The 19,458-nt window shown below is 72.0% G+C and carries 18 protein-coding genes and 1 pseudogene; 7 read left to right on the forward strand and 12 right to left on the reverse strand.

The annotated features are described in order from the left end of the window. Positions 1 to 189 precede the first annotated feature (189 nt). From CEB94_RS27375 to CEB94_RS27395, 5 genes are read left to right on the forward strand one after another with little or no spacing between them, the layout of a single operon-like run. On the forward strand, positions 190 to 3,717 hold the full coding sequence (locus CEB94_RS27375) for a sensor histidine kinase (protein WP_175434722.1): 3,528 nt from the start codon (positions 190 to 192) through the stop codon (positions 3,715 to 3,717). After that, positions 3,714 to 4,238, forward strand: a complete 525-nt coding sequence (locus CEB94_RS27380) for a roadblock/LC7 domain-containing protein (protein WP_175434723.1) — start codon at positions 3,714 to 3,716, stop codon at positions 4,236 to 4,238. The genes CEB94_RS27375 and CEB94_RS27380 overlap by 4 nt, the downstream gene beginning before the upstream one ends. Continuing rightward, the gene (locus CEB94_RS27385; protein ID WP_175434724.1) at positions 4,235 to 4,657 is read left to right on the forward strand and encodes a DUF742 domain-containing protein; all 423 of its coding nucleotides are present in this window, start codon (positions 4,235 to 4,237) and stop codon (positions 4,655 to 4,657) included. The genes CEB94_RS27380 and CEB94_RS27385 overlap by 4 nt, the downstream gene beginning before the upstream one ends. Continuing rightward, positions 4,638 to 5,285 (forward strand): GTP-binding protein, encoded by a 648-nt coding sequence (locus CEB94_RS27390; protein ID WP_175434725.1) that lies wholly within the window; start codon positions 4,638 to 4,640, stop codon positions 5,283 to 5,285. Before CEB94_RS27385 ends, CEB94_RS27390 begins: the two co-directional genes overlap by 20 nt. A 13-nt stretch (positions 5,286 to 5,298) precedes the next feature. Then, the gene (locus CEB94_RS27395; RefSeq protein ID WP_175434726.1) at positions 5,299 to 6,561 is read left to right on the forward strand and encodes a styrene monooxygenase/indole monooxygenase family protein; all 1,263 of its coding nucleotides are present in this window, start codon (positions 5,299 to 5,301) and stop codon (positions 6,559 to 6,561) included. Here CEB94_RS27395 and CEB94_RS27400 read toward each other — a convergent pair. From CEB94_RS27400 to CEB94_RS27420, 5 genes and pseudogenes are all read right to left on the reverse strand, one after another. Beyond that, positions 6,525 to 7,721, reverse strand: coding sequence for a C40 family peptidase (locus CEB94_RS27400; protein WP_175434727.1), 1,197 nt, complete (start codon positions 7,719 to 7,721; stop codon positions 6,525 to 6,527). The genes CEB94_RS27395 and CEB94_RS27400 overlap by 37 nt on opposite strands. A 106-nt stretch (positions 7,722 to 7,827) precedes the next feature. Then, positions 7,828 to 8,151, reverse strand: coding sequence for a hypothetical protein (locus CEB94_RS27405; protein ID WP_175434728.1), 324 nt, complete (start codon positions 8,149 to 8,151; stop codon positions 7,828 to 7,830). A gap of 10 nt (positions 8,152 to 8,161) precedes the next feature. After that, a complete protein-coding gene (locus tag CEB94_RS27410) occupies positions 8,162 to 8,815 on the reverse strand; it encodes a TetR/AcrR family transcriptional regulator (RefSeq protein ID WP_175437182.1) in 654 nt (217 codons plus the stop codon). 30 nt (positions 8,816 to 8,845) lie between these two features. After that, positions 8,846 to 9,447, reverse strand: a pseudogene (locus tag CEB94_RS27415) (RNA-guided endonuclease TnpB family protein); the annotation flags it as partial. 170 nt (positions 9,448 to 9,617) lie between these two features. Next, on the reverse strand, positions 9,618 to 10,556 hold the full coding sequence (locus tag CEB94_RS27420; RefSeq protein ID WP_175434729.1) for an AurF N-oxygenase family protein: 939 nt from the start codon (positions 10,554 to 10,556) through the stop codon (positions 9,618 to 9,620). Positions 10,557 to 10,677: 121 nt separating this feature from the next. Here CEB94_RS27420 and CEB94_RS27425 point away from each other — a divergent pair, with 121 nt between their 5' ends. After that, complete coding sequence (locus tag CEB94_RS27425; RefSeq protein WP_175434730.1) at positions 10,678 to 11,790, forward strand: ferritin-like domain-containing protein; 1,113 nt, start codon at positions 10,678 to 10,680, stop codon at positions 11,788 to 11,790. 7 nt (positions 11,791 to 11,797) lie between these two features. Here the strand turns inward: CEB94_RS27425 and CEB94_RS27430 are convergent, their stop codons facing one another. The 7 genes from CEB94_RS27430 to CEB94_RS27460 all read right to left on the reverse strand — a co-directional run bounded on the left by CEB94_RS27430 (position 11,798) and on the right by CEB94_RS27460 (position 18,488). Beyond that, positions 11,798 to 12,307, reverse strand: a complete 510-nt coding sequence (locus CEB94_RS27430; RefSeq protein ID WP_175434731.1) for a DUF3291 domain-containing protein — start codon at positions 12,305 to 12,307, stop codon at positions 11,798 to 11,800. Between the two features lie 62 nt (positions 12,308 to 12,369). Then, the gene (locus tag CEB94_RS27435) at positions 12,370 to 13,830 is read right to left on the reverse strand and encodes a penicillin-binding transpeptidase domain-containing protein (protein WP_175434732.1); all 1,461 of its coding nucleotides are present in this window, start codon (positions 13,828 to 13,830) and stop codon (positions 12,370 to 12,372) included. After that, positions 13,827 to 15,191 (reverse strand): FtsW/RodA/SpoVE family cell cycle protein, encoded by a 1,365-nt coding sequence (locus CEB94_RS27440; protein ID WP_175434733.1) that lies wholly within the window; start codon positions 15,189 to 15,191, stop codon positions 13,827 to 13,829. The genes CEB94_RS27435 and CEB94_RS27440 overlap by 4 nt, the downstream gene beginning before the upstream one ends. Positions 15,192 to 15,243: 52 nt before the next feature. Continuing rightward, the gene (locus CEB94_RS27445) at positions 15,244 to 15,642 is read right to left on the reverse strand and encodes an SH3 domain-containing protein (RefSeq protein WP_175434734.1); all 399 of its coding nucleotides are present in this window, start codon (positions 15,640 to 15,642) and stop codon (positions 15,244 to 15,246) included. A gap of 114 nt (positions 15,643 to 15,756) precedes the next feature. Further along, positions 15,757 to 17,022: an ATP-binding protein gene (locus CEB94_RS27450; RefSeq protein ID WP_175434735.1), complete on the reverse strand. Its 1,266-nt coding sequence runs from the start codon at positions 17,020 to 17,022 to the stop codon at positions 15,757 to 15,759. Beyond that, positions 17,019 to 17,804 carry a hypothetical protein gene (locus CEB94_RS27455; RefSeq protein ID WP_175434736.1) on the reverse strand — a complete coding sequence of 262 codons (786 nt, stop codon included), beginning with the start codon at positions 17,802 to 17,804 and terminating at the stop codon, positions 17,019 to 17,021. Before CEB94_RS27455 ends, CEB94_RS27450 begins: the two co-directional genes overlap by 4 nt. Positions 17,805 to 17,984: 180 nt before the next feature. Beyond that, the gene (locus CEB94_RS27460) at positions 17,985 to 18,488 is read right to left on the reverse strand and encodes a protein-tyrosine phosphatase family protein (protein WP_246111931.1); all 504 of its coding nucleotides are present in this window, start codon (positions 18,486 to 18,488) and stop codon (positions 17,985 to 17,987) included. Positions 18,489 to 18,607: 119 nt separating this feature from the next. Between CEB94_RS27460 and CEB94_RS27465 the strand changes: the two genes are divergently transcribed. After that, positions 18,608 to 19,411: a nuclease-related domain-containing protein gene (locus CEB94_RS27465; RefSeq protein ID WP_175434737.1), complete on the forward strand. Its 804-nt coding sequence runs from the start codon at positions 18,608 to 18,610 to the stop codon at positions 19,409 to 19,411. Positions 19,412 to 19,458: the final 47 nt, after the last annotated feature.

The following is a 19,458-nucleotide window of genomic DNA, read 5'->3' on the forward strand; positions in this document are numbered from 1 at the left end:
CGCTGCAAGGGCCTGCGGAACTTGCCCCTCAACTCCCGTCCGGGGTTCACTCCTTCGGGTGGCGGGTCAGGTGATGCGCGTGCGCTGCCCACCGGCGCTGGGAGGGTCGGGAAGTGTACCGGGAGTACGCACCAGTTGACGGAGCGTCATCCGGGCCCAAGGGTTCACGAGTCAGGAATGCGAGCACCGGTGCAGAAGACGCGGCCTCGTCGCACAGGCAAGCAGACGGCCCCCGTTCAGGGCGCTGAGCCGACGCCCCCCACCGGCAAGGGACGCCCCACGCACGTACGCAACCGGCTGATCGTCGCCGTGGCCGTCGTCGCCGCGGCCATCGCCGGTGCCGGCGCCCCGTCCGTTCTCGCCGCCTCCGGGCAACTCCACGACTCCCAGAAGCTGGTGACGCTCGCGGAGCAGACGCAGGACGCCCTCGCCCTCGCGCACTCCCTCGCCGACGAGCGGGACGACGTCACCTCCTACATCGCCGCCGGGCGCCCCAAGTCCAAGGCACCCTCCGAGCAGCGCAGCGCCCGGGTGGACCGGCAGGTCGAGGAGATGCGGTCCGACACCGACACGCCCGCCTCGCTGCGCTCCGACCTCGACGACATAGCGGCCGTACGCAGGGCGGCGCTCACCGGCAAGAGCAGCGCCCTCGAAGCGCACCAGGCGTACTCCGCCGCCATCACCGAACTCCACGGGCTCGCCGAGCAGCTGGCGCAGCAGACGCCGCCGCGCGCGGGTGCCGGCGGCTACGCGCTGGCCGAGCTGGACTCCGCCGTCCAGCAGGCCGCCGCGGCCCGCGGGCTGCTGCTCGCCGCGCTGAGCGTGCCGCGCAGCACCGGGACGGTCATCGACCCCCTCACCGGCCTGCCGACCGAGACCTCCACCTCCTCGGACGAGGACACCCGCCAGCGCGACGCCCTCAGCGCCGCCGCCCAGCAGGCCAGGCTGCGCTCCGACGCGGCTCTGGCCGACTTCCGCGGCACCGCGCCCAAGCCGGCCCGCGCCTCCTTCGACTCCACGGTCACCGGCACCGAGGTCAACTCCGCCGACAAGTACCTCGCCACCCTGACCGACCAGCCGACGCTCTCCCGCAGCGACCTCGCCACCGGCTCCAAGAAGCTGGACGCGGCCCTGTCCGCCCGCGTCGACCTGATGCGCGGCGTGGAGTCGGCCCTCTACGACCGCCGCACCAAGGACCTCGAGGCGCTGCGCGACGACGACGTCACCGCGCTGGAGATCCGCATCGCGGTCCTCGGCGCCCTCATGCTCCTCGCCGTCGGCGTCGCCACGGGCATGGCCCGCAGCCTCACCCGCCCCCTCGCGGTCCTGCGCCTGGGCTCCAAGCGCCTCGCCGAGGCCGAGGACCCGGCGGCCGAGGAGCCGGTGAAGTTCACCGGCCGCAACGACGAGTTCGCCCAGGCCGTCCGCTCCGTCAACGCCCTGCACGCGCACGCCGCCGCCCTCACCGAGCGGATCACCACGCTGGAGTCCGACCGCAAGCACCTCGTCGGGCAGCGCCAGAAGATGGCCGACGCGCGCGAGGAACTGCGCGGCGAACTCGCCGAGTCCGCCGCCCAGCTGGAGCGGCTGCGTACGGCCATCGGCGGGACGTTCGTCAACCTCGCGCTGCGCACCCTGGGCCTGGTCGAGCGGCAACTGGCCGTCATCGAGAACCTGGAGGAGCGCGAGCAGGACCCCGACCGGCTCGCCACTCTGTTCAAGCTCGACCACTTCGCGACGGTCATGCGCCGGCACAGCGAGAACCTGCTGGTCCTCGCCGGTACCGAGCACGTCCAGCATGCCGCCGGACCTGTGCCGCTGGTGGACGTCGTGCGGGCCGCGGTGAGCGAGATCGAGCGGTACGAGCGGGTCCGGATCGCCGCGCTGCCGCCGCACGCGCACATCGCCGGGTTCGCCGCGGACGACCTGTCCCACCTGCTGGCCGAACTCATGGAGAACGCCACCTCGTTCTCCCCGCCCGACCTGCCCGTCGAGATCTCCGGCTGGCTGCTGGAGAACGGCGAGGTCATGCTCTCCGTCCAGGACGAGGGCATCGGCATGACCGAGGAGCGGCTGGAGCGCCTCAACTCCCGCCTCACCGACTTCGACCCCGAGGCGCCGTACGACCAGGAGGGCGAGGACGGTCTCGGCCTAGGCCTGTACGTCGTGGCCCGGCTCGCCCACCGCCACGGCGTGCGCGTCCAGCTGCGCGAGCAGAAGCAGGGCGGTGTCGCGGCCGTCGTCGTCCTGCCGCGCACGCTCCTCGCCGCCGCCCCGCCCGTGGCCGTCCCGACCTCCGGCCCTCTCGCCGGCACGGCCCACTCCTACTCCTTCCCGGGCGCCGACGCCGAGGCCAACTCCAACGTCCTGCACGGCCGCGCGGCCGGAGACGACCCGTTGGTCGCCCTGGCGGAGAAGGCGGTACGTCAGGACGAAGCCGCGAAACCCACCACCGGCACCCACCACTCGGAACCGGCCGGGGCGCCGGAACCGGCTGGGGGCTCGGAATCGGCCGGGGGCTCGGAATCGGCCAGGGGGTCGAAACCGACCGAGGCGGCAGCCCCGGCGGCACCCGCCGGACCGACCGCACCCGCCGGAGCGACCGCACACGCCGGGCAGGCCGCGCACGCTGAGCGCTCCGCATCCGCCGAACCGCCGACGCCCGCTGGGCCGACAGCCGCCGACCTGGCCGTGTCCGGTGACCCGGCGGCGCCCGCTGCCTCGGCCACATATGCCGACCCGGCCGTGCCTGCCGCACCGGCGGCATCCGCCGACCTGGCCGTGCCCGGCGGCCCGGCGACGCCCGGTGACCCGTCCGTGTCCGGCGGCCCGGCGACGCCCGCCGACCCGTCCGTGTCCGGCGGCCCGGCGACGCCCGGTGACCCGTCCGTGTCCGGCGGCCCGGCGGCGCCCGCCGACCCAGCCGTCCCCGGCGACCCGGCAGAACCCGCAGACCTGGCCGTGTCCGGTGACCCGGCGGCGCCCGCTGCCTCGGCCACATATGCCGACCCGGCCGTGCCTGCCGCACCGGCGGCATCCGCCGACCTGGCCGTGCCCGGCGGCCCGGCGACGCCCGGTGACCCGTCCGTGCCCGGTGGCCCGGCGGCGCCCGCTGACTCGGCCACATCCGCCGACCCGGCCGTGCCCGGCGACTCGGCCGTGCCCGGCGACTCGGCCGCGCCCGCCGACCCGGCCGCGCCCGGCGTCCCGGCGGCATCCGTCGACCCGGTCGAGGCCGCTGCGCCCGTGGAGTCCCTCGCGGAGACCACGATGGAGCTGCTGATCCCGGTGCAGCCGGAGGGGTCGGGCCCGGGCCGGTACGGAGCCGTGGCCGGCGATGGGGAGAGCGGCCCGCAAGGGCCGTCCGCGGCCGGCGACGCGAGCCGTACGGGTGACGCGGACGGGGACGAGAGCCCGGAGCACGAGCGTGCGCCCGACGAGGAGGAGGACCGCGTCACCGACAAGGGCCTCCCCAAGCGCACCCCGAAGATCACCGCACCGACCACCGCCCCGCGCCAGCGCAGCGGCTCCGTCGACGCCGACGCGCTGCGCCGCCGTCTCGGCGGCTTCCGCCAGGGCGCCCAGGCCGGGTACCGGGACGTGGAGGCGGAGATCGCCGAGAGGACGGCCTCGCACCAGCGGCCGGCCACCGGCGCAGCAGGACCAGCTGGATCCGAAGAAGCCACGGGGGGCACAGTCGAGGAGGCAAGCAGTTGACCGCTCCCAGTACCTTCGGACTGATCGGACTGAGCAGTGAGGCCCGCAACCTGCACTGGCTTTTGACCAACCTCGTCGAGGAGGTACCCGGCATCCTCTCGGTCGCGGTCGTCTCGTCGGACGGACTGCTGCTGCTCTCCTCCGACGACCACCGCAACAAGGAGGCGAGGGAGGCCCTGCAGGCCCGCGGGACCCGGCGCACCGGCCCGCGCGGCTCCGCCGCCGACCTGGCCACCGTCGTCTCCGGCATCGGCAGCCTCACCGTCGGCGCCGCCAGGCTGATGGATTTCGGCGGGGTCCGGCACACGATGATCGCGATGGACGAGGGCAGCCTGTTCGTGATGTCGATCAGCGACGGCTCGCTGCTCGGCGTCCACGGCTCCGCGGACTGCGACATGAGCGTGGTGGCGTACCACATGGCCCTGTTCGTCGGCCGCGCCGGCCACGTGCTGACGCCCGAACTCCGCAGCGAGCTCCGTAAATCCCTGGAGGATTCCCAGACGGCGGGGAGTGCCCGATGAGCAGTACGCCGAAGCATCACCTCCCGGTCCGCGGCGGTGACCGCAAACCCGCCCGGGTCCGCCCCTACTCGCTCACCGGCGGCCGCACCCGCTTCGGCCACGTCCTCCTCGTGGAGACCTTCGTGGCCAGCACGGCCGCGCTGGACGCCCCGGAGGAGCGCAAGGAACTGACGAACGGCGACCTCTCCACCCGCGTGATGCCGGAGCTGCGGGCCATCGTCGAACTGTGCCGCCGGATGCGTACGGTGGCCGAGATCGCCGCGCTGCTGAAGATGCCGCTCGGCGTGGTCCGCGTGCTCCTCAGCGACCTCGCGGACCAGGGAAAGATCCGTGTGTACGGAACGGGCACCGGCCATGGCACGGGCCGCCCGGACCGGGCTCTGCTGGAAAGGGTGCTGAGTGGACTCCGTCGTCTCTGACGTCGCTCACGGCGTTGCTGGTTCATCCCCGTTCGTCCAGCCCGGCGAGAGCATGCACGCCTGGGAGACGGACCGCACCCGCGCCCCGATCGCCACGAAGATCGTGGTGGCGGGCGGCTTCGGCGTGGGCAAGACCACGCTGGTCACCGCCGTCTCGGAGATCACGCCCCTGCAGACCGAGGCGCTGATGACCGAGGCGAGTGAGGCGACCGACGACCTCACCGCCACGCCGGGCAAGACCACCACCACCGTCGCCATGGACTTCGGGCGCCTCACGCTCGACGACGACCTGGTGCTCTACCTGTTCGGCACGCCGGGCCAGCAGCGGTTCTGGTTCATGTGGGACGACATCGTGCGCGGCGCGATCGGCGCCGTCGTCCTGGCCGACACCCGCCGTCTGAAGGACTGCTTCCCGGTCCTGGACTACTTCGAGAGCTCCGGGCTGCCGTACGTGGTCGCGGTCAACCACTTCGACGGCAGCGAGCTGTTCGAGCCGGAGGACGTGCGGGAGGCCCTGACCATCCCGCGACACATACCTGTCATGATCATGGACGCGCGTCGCCGGATCTCCGTGATCGAGACCCTCCTGGCCCTCGTGGGCCACGCGCTCGACGAAACCCCCGAGTAGAGGACAGCCCCGCATGCGGAAGATACTCGTCGTCGGAGCCGGTCAGTCCGGGCTCCAGATCGCTCTCGGCCTCCAGTCACAGGGGTACGAGGTCACCCTGATGTCCAACCGGACGGCGGACGAGATCCGCACCGGCCGGGTCATGTCGACGCAGTGCATGTTCCACACGGCCCTGCAGCACGAGCGCGATCTCCAGCTGAACTTCTGGGAGTCCCAGGCCCCGAAGATCGAAGGACTCGGCGTCTCGGTCGCCGCCCCCGGCTCCTGGGCCGAAGGCCCCTCCGCCCGCGCCATCGACTGGCTGGGCAGGCTCGACGGATACGCCCAGTCGGTCGACCAGCGCGTGAAGATGGCCGGCTGGATGGAGACGTTCGCCCAGCGCGGTGGCCAGCTCGTCATCCACGGCGCGGCCGTCGGCGACCTCGACTACTTCTCCCGCACCTACGACCTGGTGCTCGTCGCGGCCGGCAAGGGCGAGCTGGTCCAGATGTTCGGCCGCGACGCGGAGCGCTCCCCCTACAGCGAGCCGCAGCGCGCGCTGGCCGTGACGTACGTCCACGGCCTGGGCCCGCGCCCCGAGCACCCCGGCACCGAAGGGGTCCGCTGCAACCTCGTGCCGGGCGTCGGCGAACTGTTCGTCATGCCCACCCTGACCACCTCCGGCCGCGCCGACATCCTGTTCTGGGAGGGCATACCCGGCGGCCCGCTCGACGCCTTCAACGGTGTCAAGGACCCCGCGGAGCACCTCTCCCTGACCCTGGAACTCATGGAGCGGTACGTCCCCTGGGAGTACGCGCGGGCCACCAAGGTCGAACTGACCGACGCCGGCGGCACGCTGGCCGGCCGCTACGCCCCCACCGTCCGCAACCCGATCGGCCGCCTCCCCGGCGGTGGACTCGTGCTGGGCGTGGCGGACGTCGTCGTGGCCAACGACCCGATCACCGGGCAGGGCTCCAACTCGGCGTCCAAGTGCGCCGCCGCGTACCTCGCCTCGATCGTCGAGCACGGCGACAAGCCGTTCGACGAGGAGTGGATGCGCGCCACCTTCGACCGCTACTGGAACACCGCGCAGCACGTCACCAAGTGGACCAACGCGATGCTCGCGCCGCCGCCGGAGCACATCCTGAACCTCATCGGTGCCGCCGGTGAGATCCAGCCGGTCGCCGACCGGTTCGCCAACGGCTTCAACGACCCGGCCGACTTCGAGAACTACTTCTACGACCCGGACAAGGCGCAGGCCTACCTGGTCGAGGTCTCCGGCGCGGGCGCCGCGTAACCCTCGTAGCCCTCGTCCGACCCGTCCGTGGCGCCCTCGGGGAGCTCCGGCGGCTCGTAACGCCGCAGGGGCTTCCCCGTGGGGTCCGGGCGTACGGCGCCCAGGACCGGGTTGGCCGCGATCGGTGACACCTTCACCTTCGCGCCCGGACGGGGTGCCTGGACGACCATGCCGTCGCCGAGGTACAGCGCGACGTGCGTGGCCTTCGGGAAGTACACGACCAGGTCGCCCGGGCGCAGCTCGTCCAGCGGGATCCGCTCCAGCCGCTTCCACTGCTCCTGGCTGGTCCGGGGGATGGGCGTCCCCGCCTCGGCCCAGGCCTGCGAGGTCAGCCCCGAGCAGTCGTACGTCCTCGGGCCCTCCGTGCCCCACTCGTACGGCTTGCCGAGCTGCCGTACGGCGTAGCGCACGGCCCGGTCGCCCTCGGCCGAGGGGGCGCGGACGCTGCTGGTGCTTCCCTTGCTCTCGTCGGTGCCGCTGCTGTGTTCGCTGCCGAGCGCGCCGGATGCCATGAACTTCTTCTGCGCCTTCGTGATGCCGTTCTGCTCGAACTCGGCGAGGTCGGTGAGCTGGTCGCGGCTGAGGGAGGCGAGCAGTTCCTCGACGTCGTGCAGGCGGGCGCGGACCTCGTCCCGTTCCTTCTTGCGCCGCTCGGTGAGGGCGAGCCGCCGGTCGAGGGCCGTGCGGGCCTTGCGGGCCAGCTCGTGGGCCTTGCGCTCGTTGCCGGTCAGCCGGCCGATGGTGTCGGCCCGCTCCTGTGCGAGCCGTCCGATCACATGGCCCTGCTCGATGGCGTGCTGCGGGTCGCGGGCCAGGAGCAGGCGTACGTACGGGGAGATGTCGGTGCTGCTCTGGTACTGCTGCCGGGCCAGCCGGCCGGCCGCGCCCCGGCTGTCGTGCAGGGAGAGCCGGGCGCGCGCGAGGGCGCGGTCCAGGCGGTCGGTCTCGGCGCGCTGCTTCTTCAGCTTCTCCTCGGTGGCGTTGTAGGCCTCGGTGGCCTCCTCGGCCTTCCTGTACAGCTCCTGAAGATCTGTCAGGAGGTCGGCCACGTTGTGCTGTTCCGTTTCCGGCTCGGGAACGGCCGTGGCCGGGGCGGGCACCAGGACGGTTCCGGCCGCCGTCGCCGCGATGCAGACCAGACGCAGAAGCTTTCCTGACACGCCATCACCTCCGTTGCGGGGGCGGCGTGGTGCCGCCGGACATCGTGAGGATCAGGCGTGTGCGGGCGGTGCGCGCGGTGGGTGTGCGCGGTTCGGCGCAACGGGGTCACCCGTCGGCGTCGTCCGGCTTGCCGGGCGGCGTGGCGTCTGGCCTGCCGGGGGGTGGGACGTCCGGCTTCGACCAGGGCCAGTTGAGCCGGCGGGGCGGGACGCCCTCCGGGGCGTACGCGTACTTCCAGCGGTCGGTCAGGCCGACCTTGCCCGGCCCGCGGGGGACGCGGCGGTAGACGAGCACGGTGTCCGGCCCGCCGTCGGGGTCCGGGACGGGGATGCGGTACGTCTTGGGCGGGTGGCCGGTGATGCCGAGGAGGACCGGCAGGACTCTGCCGTCCATGGGGCCGCCTTCGAAGGGGGTGTCTTCGCTCTTCACGGAATCAGTGTCAGACATCCTCGGCGAGCGCCTGGACCAGGGCGTCGGTCTGCGGGTCGCGACGGGCGGTCACAGTGAGCATCGCCACGAACTGCTCGACGAGCCAGTCGCGCAGTTCCCCGGCGGGGGGCTGCTTGTCCTCGTCGAGCCAGATGAGCGACGACGCCTCCACTGCGGTGATCCACATACGGACGGTCATGCGCAGGCCGGGGCCGGGGCCGGTGGCGCCCAGGTGGTTGAGGATGTGCTCGGCGGCGACGCGGCGGACGCCGTCGACGATGGCGGTGGTGCGCGATGTCCCGACGACGCTGCCGCCCTGGAGGAGGGCGCTGAAACCGGTGTCGTGCTCGTCGACGAAGGTGAGGTAGCGGTCGAGGGCGCGGGACAGGCGGGGGAGGAGGGGGCCTTCGCGGGGTTCGTCGAAGCAGTGCTGGAGCTCGTCGGCGGCGGAGCGCAGGGCGGCCTCGTAGAGCTGCTGCTTGCCGCCCGGGAAGTACCGGTACACCAGCGGCCGCGAAACTCCGGCCGCCTCCGCCACGTCGTCGAGGGACACCTCCTCCGGGGCGCGGTGGGCGAAGAGGTTCAGCGCGGACGTCAGCAGCTGACTGCGACGTTCCTCGACGCTGAGTCGCCGGTAGGCGGGGGTGGGGGCGGATGGTGTCATGCCTCGCAGCTTGACGTGCTCCCTGGCCTGAAGTCCAGACATTCCGGCTTGGGTCGGCTGACCCTTCCGGGGGCTTCCTGCTTCCCCGCGCTGTGCGGGCACGTGTGCCCGTCTTACCGGCGCTCCACAGGCGTTTTGCGTCTCCGCCCGTCCGGCGGCGACGATACGGCGTCCCTCGAAGAGGACGTTGCGGGCTGCGTTGTGGTCACGGTCGTGCACGGTGCCGCACCCGCTGCACGTCCACTGCCGGACGTGCAGCGGCTTGGGACCGTCCCGAAAGCCGCAGACCGAGCAGACCTGGGAGGACGGGAACGCCCGGCCCACTTCGGCGAAGGTGCGGCCGTGCTTGACCGCCTTGTACTCCAGCATGCCGACGAACGGCGGACCATCCCGCGTCGTGCACCGACTGGGCGAGCCGGGTCCGGCCGAGACCGGCCACCGCGAGGTCTTCCACATACACCGCTTGGTTGTCGCGGATGATCTGTGGGGAAACCTAGTGGTGGAAGTCCCGCCGCCGGTTCGCCACCCTGGCGTGCGACCTTGATGCGGCCCTTGGCCCGGTTCCTCGATCCCCTGACCTTGCGCGACAGCTCCCGCCCAAGTCGCGTGCGTTTCATCTCGGCCCGGCGCATACCGATCACCGTACGGACGCCTCGCGACCGCTCGCGGCGAAAGATCACATCCAACCGGAATTGCACACAATGTGAGCAAATGCGTTCGAGGACTTCGAGGTGAGTCTCTCCATCGCGTCGGGCAGCCACTCAGTAGTCACCCTGCACGGACATGACGGAGTCGGGGGCATCTACGCCAGCAGCCCCGACGACTTCCACAGGCGGCGTCCGACACCCCGCAGCACCCCGATGTCGTCGAGGAAGTCGGTCAGGCGCTTGGAGCCGTTCTGCATGACCTCCCGGCGGTGGCCGCTCGCCCGTGCCTGGGCGAGGGCCTCGCGCTTGTCGAGGCCCACGTTCGTGTAGACGTCGGGGTTCACGAACGCCACCGAGAAGACCCGGGCGAACTCGCCGGAGGTGATGCGGGTGAACTCCTGGGACCACTTGGGGGCCGTCACCATCTGGCGGCGGAGTTCCTCGCGGGCGTAGCGGACGTGGCGGGCCTCCTCCACGACGTGGATGCGGGTGACGCCCCGGACCAGGGTCTGGACACGCTTGTCGGGGAACGTCAGCCGCTGCATCCAGTCCAGGACCTCCTCGCCCAGCAGGGTCGCCGTGAAGGAACCCGGCGTGGTGGAGATGGTCTTGAACAGGCGGCCCAGCTGCTGGTGCGCGCGGCTGACCGGGTACCAGGGCGTGTCGCCCTGGGCTATCAGCCGGGCGAACATCTTGGAGTGCCGGCACTCGTCCTCGATCTCGGTGAGCGCGTACCGGACGTGCGCGCTCGTGGCCGCCTTGTCGTAGATGTGCCGGACCAGCAGCTGCATCAGGATGATCTCGAACCAGATGCCCAGGGAGGCCAGGGCCGCGGCCTCGTGCTGGGAGAGGAGGATGCGCTGTTCCTCGCCCATGCGTTTCCAGAGCGGGGTGTCGTAGAGCGACACCAGCTCCGGGGGCCAGAACCACTTGCCCTCCTCGAAGGGCGCGTCCCAGTCCAGCTCCTTGTCGGGATCGAAGGAGTGCTTGGCGGAGGAGTCGAGCAGCCGTTGGGCCACCTGCTCCCGGTCCTTCAGCAGGCCGAGGGCATCGCGCAGGCCGTCGAGCGCGTCGGCTTCCGTCAGGGTCGTCATGGCTGCCCACCTCGTTGTGCACACGTCACTGTTCCCCTTATGAGACTGCCTGTCAGCAAGCTCGTCAATCCCCTGCGCGCTACTTGTTGACCCGGTGTCTACCTCGTGTGAGCCTGCGGGCATGCCGACCTTCGACCTGTACGCCAAGGAACCGGAAGAGTCCGTCCGGCAGGTGCCGGCGAGCGGCGCGGCCCGTTTCAACTGGGAGTACGACGACGGGCGCGAACGTCTCCTGGCCCTCTACCAGAAGGGCAAGGACAAGCAGTGGGACGGCCAGAAGCGCATCGACTGGGAGCTGGAGGTGGATCCGTGCGATCCGCTCGGCACCCCGGACGAGGCGATGTCCCTCTACGGGACCAGGCACTGGGCGAAGCTGACGGACAAGGACAGGGGCGATCTGCGGCGGCACTACGCCTCCTGGCAGTTCAGCCAGTTCCTGCACGGCGAGCAGGGCGCGATGATCTGTGCCGCGCGGATCGTGGAGTCGGTCCCCGACCTGGACGCGAAGTTCTACTCCGCGACCCAGACCATGGACGAGGCCCGGCACGCCGAGATCTACGGCCGCTTCCTGCACGAGAAGATCGGGATGCTGTACCCGATCAACGACAACCTCCAGTCCCTGCTGGACGACACGCTGCGCGACTCCCGCTGGGACATGCCGTACCTGGGCATGCAGGTGCTGATCGAGGGCCTCGCGCTGGCCGCCTTCGGCATGATCAGGGACACGACCGACAAGCCGCTGCCGAAGCAGATCCTCGCCTACGTCATGCAGGACGAGGCCCGGCACGTGGCCTTCGGGCGGATGGCCCTGCGCGACTACTACCGGCAGCTCACGGACGCCGAGCTGAGGGAGCGCGAGGAGTTCGTCATCGAGGGCTGCTACCTCATGCGCGACCGGCTGCGGGGCGTGGAGGTCCTGGAGAACTTCGGCATCCCCAAAGCCGAGGCGGAGGAGTACAGCGAGCAGTCCGAGTTCCTCACCCTGTTCCGCAAGCTCCTGTTCAGCCGCATCGTGCCCTGCGTCAAGGACATCGGCCTGTGGGGCGAGCGCCTCCAGCAGGCCTACGTCGACATGGGCGTCCTGGAGATGGGCGACTCCAGCCTGGACCTGCTGATGTCCCAGGACGAGGAGATCGCCGAGAAGCTTGACGCCGAACGCTTCGCGGTGGAGGAGAAGGAGCGGGTCGCCGAGGTGCGGGGGGCGATCGACGCGGGGCGGCGGGCGGTCGAGTGAGCGCCCGTCAGAGCGCGCAGCCCAGTCCCTGAGGCACCTCGCCGATCAGCGGTGTCGCCCCCTGGGGCGGGAACGACGTCCGCAGGGTGAAGGCGTACGGCGTCGGGCCGTGGGTGCGGATGTGCAGGAGGCGGGATTCCGCCTCGGCCACGGTCGGGCGGTGACCGGCCGGCACCCACCACAGGGTGACCATGGCCTCCTCCACGCGCTCGAACCACTCGCGGCGGCGGGCGAGCATCTCCCGGTGCCTGCCCTGGTACATGTACGCCGTCAGTGAGTCGGTATCACGCCACACCGACATGTTGAGGATCAGCCAGGAGTCGCCGAAGACGGACACGTCCGTGGCGTTGCCGGTGTCGCTCTGCAGGCGCCAGACGAAACCGTCGGCCGCGTCGGCGTCGGCGTTCACCGGGTCCAGGCTGTCGACGAAGTCCTTCAACTGCGGGGAGTCCAACGGGGCCTTCAGGCGGGCGATGTTGACCTCGGCGAGTTCGTACGCGGCGGCAGGATCAGTCATGGACCGAACGTTAGGTCGGGTGTTTCCGGCGCGGTAGACCCGTCTCATCAACTGGGCATCTCCTAGCGCGACTTGAGCACCGCCTCCATCACCGCCCGTGCGATCGGCGCCGCGTCACCGCCCCCGCTGATGTCCCCGCGGTCCGCCTCCGCGTCCTCCACGACGACCGCGACCGCCACCCGCGGCGCCAGGTCGCGGTCGCCCTGCGCCCAGGAGACGAACCAGGCGTACGGCGTACCGGAGTTGCCGCGGCCGTGCTGGGCGGTGCCGGACTTGCCGCCGACCTTGGCGCCGGGGATGGCGGCGTTGCGCCCGGTGCCGTTCTCGACCACGTCCCGCATCATCGCCCGCAGCCCGACGGCGGTGGACGGGTACATCGCCTGGCGGATCGCCCGCGAGCCGGCCGTCGCGAGGGTGCTGCCGCCCGGCCTCGTCGTGCGCTCCACCAGGTAGGGGTCCCGTACCTGGCCGCCGTTCGCCACGGCCGCCGCGACCATCGCCATCTGCAGCGGTGTGGCGCGGGTGTTGTACTGGCCGATCGACGACAGGGCCAGCTGGGCCTTGTCGAGGGTGGTGTCGAACGTGGACCGGGCCACCGGGAAGGGGATCCTCAGCTGCCCGTTGTTGAAACCGAAGGCGTGCGCCGTGGCGGTCATGTCCGTCACACCCACCCGCACGCCGAGCTTGGCGAACACCGTGTTGCAGGAGAAGGTGAAGGCCTCGCGCACGGAGGCGTTCGCGCAGCCCTTCGACGCGTTGGTCAGCCGCGTCCGCGTCCCGGGCAGCCGGTAGGGGCCGGGGGAGTCGGTCGGCGCTTCGAGGTCGGTGACCACACCGGCGTCCAGCGCGGCGGCCGCGGTGACCACCTTGAAGGTCGAGCCCGGCGGATACGTCTGCCGCACCGCCCGGTTGAGCATCGGGCGGTCCCGGTCCGCGTTGAGCCGCGCCCAGGCCCGGGACGCCACCGAGCCGTTGCCGGCCAGCGACTGGGGGTCGTAGGACGGGGCAGACACCAGGGCCAGGATCCGGCCGGTCGACGGCTCCAGCGCCGCCACCGCTCCCTTGCGGCCCGCGAGTCCCTTGAACGCCGCCTCCTGCGCGGCCGGGTGGAGTGTCGTGACGACGTCTCCGCCGGCGTTGCGCGCACGCGTGAAGTCGTTCCACAGCGGGAACGGCGCGAGCATCGGATCCGCGCCGGACAGCACGCCGTCCTCCGTGCTCTCCAGGAGCGTCGTCCCGTAGAGCTGGGAGGCGAAGCCGGTGACCGGGGCGTACATCGGGCCGTCGGTGTAGGTCCGTTCGTAGCGCAGGTGCTCGCGGGTGTCCTTGGAGCCGGTGACCGGCCGTCCGCCGACCAGGATGTCCCCGCGGGGCTGCTCGTAGCGGGTGATGTCGGGGCGCCGGTTGGCCGGATTGCGGTCGTACGACGGTGCCTGGACGACCTGGATGCGGGCGGCGTTCAGCAGCAGGGCCACCAGCAGCAGGGCGCAGAAGTATCCGGCGTGCCGGATGTGCCGGGTCACCGGGCGTCCTGCCCGTCGTAACTCCGCCGGGCCGAATCGCTCACCCGGACCAGCAGTGCCACGATCGCCCAGTTGGTGACGACCGACGAGCCGCCCTGCGCCAGGAACGGCATCGCCATGCCGGTCAGCGGGATCAGCCCGGTCACCCCGCCCGCGATCACGAACACCTGGAGCGCCACCAGTGAGGCGAGTCCGACCGCGAGCAGCCGGCCGAAGGGCTCGCGCTGCGCGAGTCCCGCGCGAAAGCCGCGCTCCACCAGCAGGCTGTAGAGGAGGAAGACGGCGCTGAGGCCGGCCAGGCCGAGTTCCTCGCCCGCGGTGGCCAGGATGAAGTCCGACTTCACGGCGAAGCCGATGAGGAAGGAGTGGCCGAGTCCGAGGCCCGTGCCGAGCATGCCGCCCTCCGCGAAGGCGAACAGCGACTGGGCGAGCTGGTTCGCGCCCTCGCCCGCCTCGATCGAGGCGAAGGGGTGCAGCCAGGTCTCGATCCTGCTGTGCACGTGCGGCTCCAGCCGACCCACGGCGACCGCACCCAGCGCGGCCAGCAGCAGGCCGACCGCGATCCAGCCGGTGCGGCCGGTGGCGACGTAGAGGAGGATCACGAACAGGCCGAAGAAGAGCAGCGAGGTGCCGAGGTCGCGCTCCAGGACCAGCACGCCCACGCTCACCAGCCAGACGGCGACGATCGGGCCGAGGACGCGGCCGGTGGGCAGCTGGAGCCTCCAGACGCGGCGGCCGGTGTAGGCGAGCGCGTTGCGGTTCGCCGCCAGGTACGCGGCGAAGAACACCGCCAGCAGCACCTTGGCGAACTCGCCCGGCTGGATGGAGAACCCGGCGATCCGGATCCAGATGCGGGCCCCGTTCACCGCCGGGAACAGGATCGGCAGCGTGAGCAGGACCAGGGCCGAGACCACGCAGACGTACGTGTAGCGCTGGAGCACCCGGTGGTCGCGCAGCAGCAGGATGACCAGGATGAACAGCGCCACCCCCAGTGTCGACCACACCAGTTGGGCGGGTGCCGCCCGGTCGCCCGGGGTCTCCAGGTCGAGCCGGTAGATCAGCACCAGGCCGAGCCCGTTGAGCAGCACCCCGATGGGGAGCAGCAGGGGGTCGGCGTACGGGGCCCGCAGGCGTACCGCCAGATGGGCCAGCAGCGCCAGTACGCCGAGGCCGGCGCCGTAGCCCGCGGCGCCGGGCGGAAGTGCTCCGTGCCGGGCCAGGCCTACGGCGCAGTAGCCGTAGACCGACAGCAGGACGGCCAGCACGATGAGGGCGACTTCGATGCCCCGGCGCCGGGGGAGGGGGCGGACGGCGGGCGCGGGCGGGTCCGCCGTCGCCACGGTGATTCCGGCCTTGCTCATGTCCGGAACCTACCCAAACAGTGCGTCTTGTGTGCCTTTGGGTGAGCGAGTGTCAGCACCAGCGTGGCGCGGGGCCGATGTTGTCGATGTACCGGGCCGCGCCCCAGGCCCAGGTGCCGTCCGTCAGCAGGTACCAGAGCGGATTGCCCCGCACGGTCTCACCGCCCGTCTTGCAGAAGATCTTGACGACGTCGCCCCGATGGGCGAACCGGATGATCTGCGAACCGCGGTTCGGGGCGCTGCGCAGCGCCAGCCTGTCCGCCGTGACGACGCCCTTGTAGAGGCGCTCGTCGTGGTGGCCGTGGTGGCCGTCGTGGCCGTGGTGGTTGCCGTTGCCGTTGCCGCCCGTCGGGTCCCAGTCGTCGTGCGCGGCGGCGGCGGGCGTGACGGAAACCGCGGCGGCGAGGAGCCCGGCGACGGTGGCTATGGAGAGACGGGTGCGCAGGGACATGGGGGTTACCTCCATGTGGGGGCGAAAGTACTGAAGCTGACTTATCGCCACATTAGGAGCGCCCCGAGGGTGCCGCCCCTCACGCTGGGCCATAGGGGGACGCGCCCCGAGCTCTCACTCCGCCGCCAGTTTCAGGGTGGCCACCGCCCCGCCCTCCGGCGCGTTAGCGAACTCCAGCCGCGCGCCCAGCACCTCGGCCTGCCCCCGCGCGATGGTCAGCCCCAGCCCGTGCCCCCGCGTACCGCCCTCCGTGCGGAACCGCTGCGGCCCGTGGGCGACCAGGTACTCGGGAAACCCGTCCCCATGATCGCGAATGGTCACCACCGGACCGTCCACGGTCAGCACCACCGGCCCCCGCCCGTGCTTGTGCGCGTTCGCCACGAGGTTGCCCAGCACCCGCTCCAGCCGCCGTCGATCGGTCTCCACGGACACATCCCGTACGACCCTGACCTCCGTGCCGTTGCCCGCCGCCCGCGCCGCACGCTCGGCCAGGGGCCCCAGCCGCTCGGTGTCCAGCTCCACCCGCTCCCGGCCGGTGTCCAGCCGGGAGATCTCCAGCAGGTCCTCGGTCAGGGTGCGCAGCGCCGCCACCCGGTCGCGGACCAGCTCCGTCGGACGGCCCGGCGGCAGCAGTTCGGCCGCCGCGTGCAGCCCGGTCAGCGGCGTGCGCAGCTCATGCGCGACATCCGCCGTGAACCGCTGCTCGGCGAGCAGCTTGTCCTGGAGCGAGGCCGCCATGGAGTCCAGCGCGGCGGCAACGGCGGCCACCTCGTCCCGCGGGCCGGCCTCGGTGCGCAGGCCGGCCTCCGTGCGCGGGCCGGTGCCTGGGTCGTTCACGCGCGCGTCCAGGTCGCCCGCGCTGATCCGCCGCGCGACCAGCGCCGTGGTGTGCAGCCGACGCGTCACCCGCGTCACCGCGAACGCCCCGACCAGCAGCGTCGCCCCGATCGCCAGGCCCGACGACCACACGATCGCCCGGTCCAGGCCCTCGATGGTGCGGGCCTGCTGCGAGTAGTCGACCGCCACGGCCAGCGCCCGCTCGCCGTCGACGGGACCCGCCGCCCACATCGTGGGGCGTCCCGCGCGGTCGGCGACCATCGTGCCGCGGTCCCCGGCCACCGCCAGGTCCCGCAGCTTCCCGGGCAGCTCCGGCGGGTCCACCCCGGCGCCCCGCCGCAACGTGTCCCCGGCCTCGTACCGCTCCGTCGCCTGCGTCAGCCGCTGCAACGCCTGGTCACGGGCCTGGCTCACGGTCTGGTTCGTCACCTGCACATGCACCAGGACGCCGAGCAGGGCGGCCAGCGCGCAGCACATCACCGTGATGAAGGCGGCGGCCTTCGCGGCGAGAGTCCCGGACCACTGGGGGAGCGTGGGGCTCATCCGCCGCTCGCCGAAGGGGAGACGGAGGGAGCGGCGGAGGGGGAGGCTGAGGTGGAGCCGGCGGGAGAGTCGGTGGGGGAAGCCGACGGGTGCCGGGAGTGCTTGCGCGGGCCGGTGCGCAGCATCTCGTCGTGGGTGAGGAGCATGGCCCGCTGGTCCCGGTCCCAGGTCCACTGCAGGCGGTACTCGTAGCCCGCGACCTCCGACGGCGAGCGGATCACCAGGGAACGCCCGGCCAGCTCGACACCGCTGAGCGCGTCCTCCCACGCCATCACCTGCACCAGCCGGTGCTTCTCGACGGTGTAGACGCGGACGGCGGTCGTCCTGCCGGGCAGCAGCGGGAAGCCCAGCGTCAGGTCGTCGAGCCCGTCGCCGGTCAGATCCCGGTAGTACGGCCTGAGTACCGGGCACCTCCCGTGCCCCGGGCCTTTCGTGCAGTCGGCCATCCTGCGCTCCGTCTCGCGGTAGGGCGCCTTCTGGCCGTCGTAGTCGCCGGGGTTCCGGGCGATCTCGGCCCGGACGATCTCGACCGGGTCGACCCGGCGGATGTCGTCGCCGGGGACGTTCACCCCCTTGACCACCTCGGTGTTCACCTCGCCGATCTCGAAGGCCGGGCTCGACGCCGGTGTCAGCTCCGGCCAGAGCCGGGCCGGCCCCTGCGCCGTCGGGGTCGACCCCGCGCCCTCCAGCCCGCCGGTGTCCCCGCAGCCCACGGCGGCGGCCAGCACGAGGGCGACGACGGCGAGGCGACGGGCGGCCTGTCCGGGGCGGCTGAGGGGCACTGCACTCCTGGCGGTTCGTGGGCGGTTCGTGGGCGGTCCCACAGGCGGACGCGACCGTCGGCCGCGTACACCTTATTCGTAGGGAAGTCCCATTTGCGCGAGAGGGTGGCCGTCTGTGTGCGCAGCCGGTCGTGCGCAACCGGACCTGCGCAGCCGTACGTATGCCATACGTATGCCGTGCTACTCGGCGAGCTCCTCCAGCAGCCGGGCCGTGGCCAGTCCGGCCCGCAGGTACTCGACGAACAGGTCGTTGTGCAGCGCCCAGCGCGAGCGACGGGCCCGGATCAACCGGATCGCCGCCTCGGCGGAGCTGCCCTGGCGCATCAGCGCGTGGGCGACGACAAGACCGGAACGGTTGTACCCGTGGTAACAGCGGACGAGGACCCTGCGGCCCTCGCCCAGCGCCTCGCACGCGGCCTCGGCCAGCCGGATCACCCCGGCGAGCTGCGTCCCGTCCAGCGGCCCGTCGGGGATGGGCCACACATGGTGCCGGACGCCCGGATCGGGCCCGTGCCCCGGCAGCCGCAGCAGCGTCTGCACGAGATCGAACTCGTCCCGCACGACGACGAACTCCGGATGGCCCATGGCCCCCGTGTACTCGTGACCGCCCATCCAGAGCCCGGGCACGACCTCGCTCCACGGACTCTCCGGAGCGGGCACGTCGGGTTTACTGCGGGTACGCAACGGCGCCTCCCCACCATCACCGCCCGAGGGTCCGCGGGCAGGCCCAACTCCTCTCCAAGGTAACCGGGTTCTTGCCCCCGCAGCACCCCGCCTGTTCCCATGGAATGGGGTGATGGTGCATGAACGGACTGCGCGTCATACCGACCTGGCGGCACGGCCGGGAGCGGCTGTACGTCTGCCTCCCGGACGGCAGGAACATCGCCTGGTACGACCGTGATGCGGCCCGGGTGAACCTCCTCGGCGAGGACCGCGAGGACGATGTCCTGCGGGCCCTCGGACCCTTCATCACCGGCCCTGTCACGGTAGGACCGCCGCCGGTGCCGACCCCCGCCGAACTGGCCCGCCTCACCCTCCACCCCGACGACGACCTGGCCCCCAACCGCCCCGGCGAGGCCCTCATCGTCGCCCTCGACCGCGACCCCGGCCCCACCCACCGGCTGCGCCCCGACCCGCGCCGCAGGGCCCTCGCGGCCGAGCAGACGGTCGGCGACGCCCTGGATCGCCTCGACGGCGCGGGCTGGCACGCCCTGCACTCCGTGCCACTCCCCGGTGGCGACCGCATCCACCACCTGCTGATCGGCCCCGGCGGCCTCTACGCCCTCCACACCCTCCACGCCCGCAAGCAGCGCGTCCGCATCACCGACCCCATGATCACGCTGGGCCGCCGCGACCCCCACCCCCTCCTGCGCCGCCTCCGCACCGACGCCGACCGCGCCTCCTACGCCCTGACGGCAGAGGTCCGCCCGGTACTCGCCCTGGTGGACCCGGCGGGAGTGTCCGTCCCGACGGTCCCACGAGCGGTCCACGTCCTGACGGACACGGAGGTGGAGGGGCTGGCTCAGCGGGGCGGGGTCCTGAAACCAGCGGACGTGGAGGCCCTGCACGCGATGGCCCGGGACCGGAACACGTGGGCTCGGGTGTGAGGGGTGGGTCACGCCCGTAAGGGGCGCGGGGAACCGCGCGACCAGCC

It is taken from the genome of Streptomyces hawaiiensis (assembly GCF_004803895.1).
Taxonomy (GTDB): domain Bacteria; phylum Actinomycetota; class Actinomycetes; order Streptomycetales; family Streptomycetaceae; genus Streptomyces; species Streptomyces hawaiiensis.

What these genes read in the sequence shown, in the direction of transcription:
- CEB94_RS27385 (WP_175434724.1), top strand. Translation starts at nt 4,235, where the DNA reads ATGAGCAGTACGCCGAAGCATCACCTCCCGGTCCGCGGCGGTGACCGC.
- CEB94_RS27395 (WP_175434726.1), top strand. Translation starts at nt 5,299, where the DNA reads ATGCGGAAGATACTCGTCGTCGGAGCCGGTCAGTCCGGGCTCCAGATC.
- CEB94_RS27410 (WP_175437182.1), bottom strand. Translation starts at nt 8,815, where the DNA reads ATGACACCATCCGCCCCCACCCCCGCCTACCGGCGACTCAGCGTCGAG.
- CEB94_RS27420 (WP_175434729.1), bottom strand. Translation starts at nt 10,556, where the DNA reads ATGACGACCCTGACGGAAGCCGACGCGCTCGACGGCCTGCGCGATGCC.
- CEB94_RS27425 (WP_175434730.1), top strand. Translation starts at nt 10,678, where the DNA reads ATGCCGACCTTCGACCTGTACGCCAAGGAACCGGAAGAGTCCGTCCGG.
- CEB94_RS27430 (WP_175434731.1), bottom strand. Translation starts at nt 12,307, where the DNA reads ATGACTGATCCTGCCGCCGCGTACGAACTCGCCGAGGTCAACATCGCC.
- CEB94_RS27440 (WP_175434733.1), bottom strand. Translation starts at nt 15,191, where the DNA reads ATGAGCAAGGCCGGAATCACCGTGGCGACGGCGGACCCGCCCGCGCCC.
- CEB94_RS27445 (WP_175434734.1), bottom strand. Translation starts at nt 15,642, where the DNA reads ATGTCCCTGCGCACCCGTCTCTCCATAGCCACCGTCGCCGGGCTCCTC.
- CEB94_RS27450 (WP_175434735.1), bottom strand. Translation starts at nt 17,022, where the DNA reads ATGAGCCCCACGCTCCCCCAGTGGTCCGGGACTCTCGCCGCGAAGGCC.
- CEB94_RS27465 (WP_175434737.1), top strand. Translation starts at nt 18,608, where the DNA reads ATGAACGGACTGCGCGTCATACCGACCTGGCGGCACGGCCGGGAGCGG.